Source organism: Cognatishimia sp. MH4019, assembly GCF_020177595.1.
In the GTDB taxonomy this organism is placed as follows: domain Bacteria; phylum Pseudomonadota; class Alphaproteobacteria; order Rhodobacterales; family Rhodobacteraceae; genus JAHTBL01.
In genome coordinates this window covers 621,470-628,636 of the sequence record NZ_JAHTBL010000001.1, presented here as the reverse complement: position 1 = coordinate 628,636, position 7,167 = coordinate 621,470, and the positions used below count along the sequence as shown (strand labels likewise).

Below are 7,167 nucleotides of genomic sequence, written 5' to 3'. Positions count from 1 at the left end.
GAGAATTCGTAAAACAGCGCCGCTTGTGCCTCCTGCTTTGGTCCCATCATCGCCAAATCCCCCAATCAATAAAGGAATTGAATCAGCGATTACCACTTCGATCAAGCAAGAGTTTTTCAACACAATCGGCTCGAACCGGTGGTTCGCTATTGATTTCCTAGCCCGATGCGCGCCGAAGGCGCCGGGCATCGCCAGACCGCCCCACGGGCTGGCGATTTGATGAGGCTGGGTGCATCGCTCGTCTGGAAGATATATTTGGCTGCCATAAAGCGCTGCAGAAGGGCGTTTGGATCGCCATCCCTCGGTCTGGCGCTGCCCGGCTTGGGGTGTACTTTTGGGTCGCGACGTCCCGGGTCACGCCCGGTACGAGGTTAGGCCGAACAGCTGGCCCCGCCCAGCACGCAGAACTTAGCGCAGTGGGGGTGGTTGAGTTGCACGGCGCCTTCGGCCTCTTCCAAGGTCGTGCCAAGCTCGAACTCGGGCGCGTAGGGCAGCAGGGTGCAGGCCAGCACGGCGGGTTTATCGGCGCCTTTGCGTTTGACGACCATGCGGGAGGAGGAGCACATCACCGCATCAGGGGATTTGTTCAGAATGCCCCAGCAGGCAGTCGTGATCTCGGGGACTTCGACGGTCTCGTCCATCTCGGGAAAGAGGACGGTGACGCCGGGATTATGGGCGTCGATATCGAAATTATGTTCGGCATAAAGTGCGGCATACCCCGCACGGCTTTCTGCATCGGTTTCGCCCCAGACGGTGCGCCCGGCGACAGCCATGGTGAAGCCGTTGTCGCGGAGCCAGGTCATGCCTTCGATTGTGCGGGCGAAGGCGTCTTTGCCGCGTTCCTCGTCATGCAGCTTGGCCGACCAGTGATCGACGGAAATGCGCAGGGTGAGTTTGCCGGGGTAGGCGGCGTGCAGATCAAGCAGACCGGCTTTCACCGATTTGCGCATCATCGGGCGCATGGCGTTGGTCAGGATCAGCACCTCATAGCCGCGCGCCAGCGAGGCGCGGGTGATGTCGATCATGTCGGGGTTCATGAAGGGCTCGCCCCCCGTGAAGGCAATCTCGCGGACGTTCCAGTTGCGGGTCTCAAGCTGGTCGAGATATTCCTCGACCTCGGCGGTGGTGATATAGACGAGCCGATCGTTGCTGGGCGAGCTTTCGATATAGCAATTCACACATTCGATATTGCAGAGCGTTCCGGTGTTGAACCACAGCGTTTCGGGGTGTGTCAGGGCGACCGAGGCGCGCTCTTCACCCTTTGCGGTGGTGAACGGGTCTTGAAACTTGCCCGTGGGCGCGGCGTTTAAGTCTTTCATCGGAACCTCTTTTTACACCTTCGCGGTGTATCTGCTGCGGCGCAGTATGAAAAGCCTGTCCAGCGCGCCTGACACCATTGTGAAGCCGTGTCAGCCTGCTAGACTTTCGTGTGAGCCCACGCTAAACCCTACGCGCAAGTTAGCGCTAACAGAATTTGAACAGCAGGACATCCCATGGTTTCGCGCGTCATTCCAGTCGACAGCTTTGATCTGGTCATTTTCGGAGGTACGGGCGATCTGGCCCGGCGCAAGATTTTACCCGCTTTGTTCCGCCGCTTTGTCGCGGGGCAGATGCAGGAAGAAGCAAGAATCATCGGAGCCGCGCGGTCGGATCTGGACGATGCAGGCTATCAGGAGTTCGTGCGCGAGGCGCTGGCAGAGTTCGTACCGCGCGCCGAGCCGGCGCAGGTCGATGCCTTCGTGAGCCGTCTGGGCTATGTGCCGGTTGATGCCCGCGGAACCAATGGATGGGAGGATCTGGCAAAGCGCATGCGCACAGGCGTGATCCGCGCGTTTTATCTGTCGGTGGGGCCGGGGCTTTTCGGCGATCTGGCAGAGCGTCTGCATCAATACGGCATGGCCGATGAGGACAGCCGGATCGTGGTGGAAAAGCCGTTCGGACGTGATCTGGAAAGCGCAAAAGCCCTGAACGAAGTTCTGGTCGGCGCATTTGACGAAAGCCAGATCTACCGGATCGACCATTATCTGGGCAAGGAGACGGTGCAAAACCTGATGGCCGTTCGCTTTGGCAATGTTCTTTTTGAGCCGCTTTGGAACAGCCAATATGTCGATCACATCCAGATCACCGTGGCCGAGACCGTCGGCGTAGGTGGGCGTGGCGGCTATTACGACAAATCGGGCGCGATGCGCGATATGGTGCAGAACCACCTGATGCAATTGCTGTGTCTGATCGCGATGGAACCGCCCTCGAAATTCGACCCCGATGCGGTGCGCGACGAAAAACTGAAAGTGATCCGCGCGCTGGATTCGGTGGCGCATCATCACATCGTGCGGGGTCAGTACGCGGCGACGAAAGACACCGCCAGCTACCGCGAAGATGCGGAAAACCCGCGCAGTTTCACCGAAAGTTTTATCGCGATGAAGCTGCATATCTCGAACTGGCGATGGGCGGGAACGCCGTTTTATCTGCGCACAGGCAAACGGCTTCGCGCGCGCTCCTCTGAGATCGTGGTGGTCTTCAAGGATGCGCCCCATTCGATCTTTGGCGCCGATCAAGGCACCCATCGCAATGTGCTGACAATCCAGTTGCAGCCCAATGAAGGCATGACCTTGGATGTCACGATCAAGGAGCCGGGGCCGGGGGGGATGCGCCTTCTGGACGTGCCTTTGGACATGACCTTTGCCGAAGCCTTGGGGCCAGAGGCCGAAGAGGTGCCGGACGCCTATGAGCGGCTGATCATGGATGTGATCCGGGGCAATCAGACGCTCTTTATGCGCGGTGACGAGGTCGAAGCGGCCTGGGCCTGGACCGATCCGCTGATCGCCGGTTGGCAGGCTCGCAATGACGTGCCGGATCCGTATGATACGGGCAGCTCCGGGCCGGAGGATGCGCTGATGCTGATGCACCGCGATGGACGGCGTTGGCGCGACATTCGCGAATGAGGAGGGTGCGATGAACCTGATCGAATATCCCGACGCCGAGATGATGATGATTGATCTCGCCCAGACTTTGGTGGGCGAGTTGAACACCTGTCTGATGAAGCATGACTGGGCCTCTTTCGCGGTGCCGGGCGGAACAACGCCGGGGCCGATCTTTGACGTGATGTGCGCGGCTGATCTGGATTGGGAGCGGGTGCATGTCATGCTGACGGACGAGCGCTGGGTGCCGGAAGACGATGCGCGCTCGAACACGCGGTTGCTGCGCGAAAGGCTGCTGGTGGAGCGCGCGGCGAAGGCGCAATATGTGCCGCTTTACGCAGACGCCCCGCAGCCTGAAGACAAGCTGGAAGGGCTGACCAAGGCAATTGCGCCGGAGTTGCCGATCTCGGTCATGTTGCTGGGGATGGGGGCGGACATGCATACCGCGTCGCTCTTTCCGGGCGCGGATCGCTTGGCGGATGGGCTTGCAGAAGACGCGCCGATCTTGCTGCCCATGCGGGCTGACGGCGCGCCTGAGCCGCGCATCACGTTAACCATGCCGGTCCTGAAAGGCGCGATGTCGCGCCATCTGGTGATCACCGGCGCGGATAAGCGCGAAGCGTTGGAACGCGCGAAAGGCCTGTCGCCGTTGGAGGCGCCTGTCGCGGCGATCCTGCCCGGCACCACCGTGCATTGGGCGGAGAGTTAACCATGTTTGAGGCCCTCAAAAAGCATCGTGCCACGCAAGGAGATCTGTCGATCCTTGGTCTGTTTGACGAGGGACGGGCAGAGGGGTTCTCGCTACGCCATGACGGGCTGCTCTTTGACTATTCCAAGACGCAAATTGACGACGTTGCACGGGATTTACTTTTGGATCTTGCGCGTGGCGCTGATTTAACTTCACGCCGTAAGGCAATGTTTTCCGGCGAAAAGATCAATGACACCGAAGGGCGGGCGGTGCTTCACACAGCGTTGCGCAACCTTACTGGGGGCCCGGTTCTGGTGGACGGTGTCGATGTGGTGCCGCAGGTGCGCGCGATGCTGGACCGGATGGCGCGTTTTGCCGACGAGGTGCGCGTCAGCGCGGTCACGGATGTTGTGAATATCGGTATCGGTGGCTCTGATCTTGGGCCCGCCATGGCGACGCTCGCGCTGAGCCCTTATCACGACGGGCCGCGCTGTCATTTCGTCTCAAACGTGGATGGCGCGCATGTGGCGGACATCTTGCACGGGCTGGATGCGAAGACGACATTGGTCATCGTCGCCTCCAAGACGTTTACCACGATTGAAACGATGACAAACGCGCAGACCGCGCGCGATTGGATGCTGGCCGGTGGCGGCGATCCGGAGGCGCAGTTCGCCGCCGTCTCGACCGCCGAAGACAAGACGGCGGCTTTCGGCATTCCGCCCGAGCGGGTCTTTGGCTTCGAGGATTGGGTTGGCGGGCGCTATTCGATGTGGGGGCCGATCGGGCTGAGCCTTATGATCGCCATCGGCCCAGAGAATTTCCGCGATTTCCTGCGCGGCGCCGAAGCGATGGATCGGCATTTCTGCACGGCTGATCTGGTGGAGAACATGCCGGTGATGCTGGCGCTGGTGGGCCTGTGGCACAATCAGGTTTGCGACCACGCGACCCGCGCCGTTTTGCCCTATGATCAACGGCTTAGCCGGTTGCCCGCCTACCTGCAGCAGCTGGAAATGGAAAGCAACGGCAAGCGCGTGTCGATGGATGGCAGCGATTTGACAATGCATTCCGGCCCTGTTGTTTGGGGCGAACCCGGCACGAACGGGCAGCATGCGTTCTATCAGTTGATCCACCAGGGCACGCGGGTCATCCCGTGTGAGTTTATGATCGCAGCTGAAGGGCATGAGCCTGACCTGGCGCATCACCACCGCCTTCTGATGGCCAATTGCCTTGCACAATCAGAAGCGCTGATGTGCGGTCGGTCACTGGATGAGGCGCGCGCTTTGATGGAAGCCAAAGGCCTGAGCGGGGCGGAGCTCGAACGTCAAGTGCGCCACCGGGTCTTTCCCGGAAATCGCCCCTCGAGCACGCTCGCTTATGCCAAGCTGACGCCTTACGTGCTGGGCCAGATTGTGGCGCTTTACGAGCACCGCGTGTTCGTCGAAGGCGTAATCCTGGGGATCAATTCCTTCGATCAATGGGGCGTTGAGTTGGGTAAGGAACTGGCCACATCCCTGGCTCCGGTGATTGAAGGCAAGATCCCGGCAGAGACTAAGGACCCCTCGACCGCACAATTGATCCGGTTCCTCACGCCCTGATCTTCTTTTGTCTATAAATACCTAAATATCCAATGCGTTATCACGCGCTCTTAATGTCGATCTGACATCCTCGGGGATCGCCATTTTGCCGCTGCCATCGGGGTTCAGCAACACGATCACGGCAGAGGATGTGGTCCGCAAGGTGCCGCCCGCATATACCGCATACTCCATCACCCACGAGCTGCGCCGCATCTGGGAGGAGCGGCCGACGACGATGTAATCTTCGTTGAATTTCAGCTCGGCCAGATAATCCACCTGCACTTGACGGAGCACGAGAACAGGTGCTTCGGGGCCGTAATCCGAGATGCCATAGTCGCGCAGATAGCGGGTGCGAAACTGCTCGAACCAGCGCAGATAGGCGGTGTTGTTGACGTGGTTCAGCGCGTCGATTTCGCCGAAGCGGACGCGGTCTTTCATGCCGTAGCTCCATGGCTCGGGGATGCCTTCGGCGCGCAAGGTCTCGACGTCGAGCGGGGTCAAGTAGGGGGTCATGTCTCAACTCTCATAGCGGGTGCTGCCACGGCGATTTGTGTCCATCGGCAGCGACATATGCAAGGGCTGATGGGCGCGCTGGGAACAGGCCTGGCGCGGGCAGAGATGGCAGTTGATCCCGATGGGCGCAAAGAGGTTCGGCTGATCCATCCGAAACGCGTTGGCATAGCCGATCTTGCTGGCGTGAGAGCGCTCGCAGCCCAGCGTGATGACAAGCCGACGGTCTTGGGTTTGGCGCGAGAAGACGGGGCGGTCCGTGGTGCGTGAGAAGGTGAAGAACTGACCACCATCAGGCATTTCGACGAATTGCGGCACGATGATGCCGGGGTCGCGGAAGGCGCGGTGGATGTTCCAGACCGGGCAAGCACCGCCCTTTTCGGCCAGTTGGAATTCGGTCGCGTTGAAGCGTTTTGTGACGTTGCCTGCCTTGTCGATCCGCAGGAAAAACATCGGAACGCCGCGCGCGCCGTCACGTTGCAAGGTGGTCAGGCGATGACAGACTTGTTCGACGCTGACGCCGAAGGCCGCGGCAATGCGGTCCAGATCATACTGGGTCAGCTGGGCCAGATGCAGGATGTCGTCATAGGGCATCAGCAATGCGGCGGCGAAGTAATTGGCCAGCTCCACCCGGCACCGGGCGAGGGCGGCAGGGTCTTGCAGCGCGCTTTGGCTCAGCAAGTCATCCAGCGCAACGCTGCATTCCAGCAGGCCCAGAACGTGGCTGATCTGGAAGATGCGATTGGGATGATCGAGCGCTTCGGACAGCGTCAGATGGGTCTTGTCGGCATCGTAATCGCGCAACGTGTCGGGCATGTCCGTGATGCGCGCGATGGAGGTGGAGACGCCGTGTTTCTCCAGCAGGCGGGTCTTGAGGTCGGCATAGATATCATCGGCGGGGCGCGTCATCTCGCGGCGGATTTGATAGGCGGCTTGCTCCAGCACGTCGAAGTAATTGCCGTTGGAGCGGAAGAAATCGTGGATCGCCGTTTCGGGCGAGACGGTGATGAGGCTGGCCTCGCCATCCTGGGCGGTCAGCGACATGAAGCGATCCACCGCGGCGCGGTGGCTTTGATAGAGCCTCAGAAACCGGTCCACCAGCTTGGGGGCGTGGTCGATGGCCGCGCGCAACTCCTGCAGGTCCGGGCGATCCTCGGGAAACATCGGGTCGCGCACGGCGGCGCGCAGATCGGCAAGGCGGGTGACGTCGTTGTCGTTGATCAGATCCCGCCAATCGACCCCGTAGCCTTCGGTCAGCGCCATAAGAACCTGCACCGACAAGCTGCGCTGATTGTTCTCCAGAAGGTTAACGTAAGCCGGCGAGATATTCAGCTGGCTGGCCATCTCGGACTGGGTCTGGCCATGCTCGCGGCGCAGTTGGCGCAAGCGGGGGCCGACTAGGGTCTTTCGCATCGCGTATCCTTACAACATTACAGATTACATCTGTGTAAGGCTTACTTATTACACACAAACCCCA

The 7,167-nt window shown here is 60.3% G+C and carries 7 protein-coding genes; 4 read left to right on the top strand and 3 right to left on the bottom strand.

Annotated features, from left to right (window positions below):
- The coding region (locus KUW67_RS03080) for a hypothetical protein (RefSeq protein WP_224823793.1) at positions 1-220 on the top strand (220 nt) is incomplete at its 5' end.
- Positions 221-371: 151 nt separating this feature from the next.
- Here KUW67_RS03080 and KUW67_RS03075 read toward each other — a convergent pair.
- Positions 372-1,319, bottom strand: a complete 948-nt coding sequence (locus KUW67_RS03075; RefSeq protein ID WP_224823792.1) for a radical SAM protein — start codon at positions 1,317-1,319, stop codon at positions 372-374.
- 174 nt (positions 1,320-1,493) lie between these two features.
- Here KUW67_RS03075 and zwf point away from each other — a divergent pair, with 174 nt between their 5' ends.
- From zwf to pgi, 3 genes are read left to right on the top strand one after another with little or no spacing between them, the layout of a single operon-like run.
- Positions 1,494-2,942, top strand: coding sequence for a glucose-6-phosphate dehydrogenase (zwf, locus tag KUW67_RS03070; RefSeq protein ID WP_224823791.1), 1,449 nt, complete (start codon positions 1,494-1,496; stop codon positions 2,940-2,942).
- 10 nt (positions 2,943-2,952) lie between these two features.
- Positions 2,953-3,627 (top strand): 6-phosphogluconolactonase, encoded by a 675-nt coding sequence (pgl, locus tag KUW67_RS03065; protein ID WP_224823790.1) that lies wholly within the window; start codon positions 2,953-2,955, stop codon positions 3,625-3,627.
- A gap of 2 nt (positions 3,628-3,629) precedes the next feature.
- Positions 3,630-5,201: a glucose-6-phosphate isomerase gene (gene pgi, locus KUW67_RS03060; RefSeq protein ID WP_224823789.1), complete on the top strand. Its 1,572-nt coding sequence runs from the start codon at positions 3,630-3,632 to the stop codon at positions 5,199-5,201.
- A gap of 21 nt (positions 5,202-5,222) precedes the next feature.
- On the opposite strand, the gene KUW67_RS03055 is transcribed toward pgi, so the two are convergent.
- Positions 5,223-5,693, bottom strand: a complete 471-nt coding sequence (locus tag KUW67_RS03055; protein WP_224823788.1) for a thioesterase family protein — start codon at positions 5,691-5,693, stop codon at positions 5,223-5,225.
- A 3-nt stretch (positions 5,694-5,696) separates the two neighbouring features.
- Entirely contained in the window at positions 5,697-7,103 is a 1,407-nt protein-coding gene (locus KUW67_RS03050; RefSeq protein ID WP_224823787.1) for a short-chain fatty acyl-CoA regulator family protein, read from the bottom strand.
- Positions 7,104-7,167: the final 64 nt, after the last annotated feature.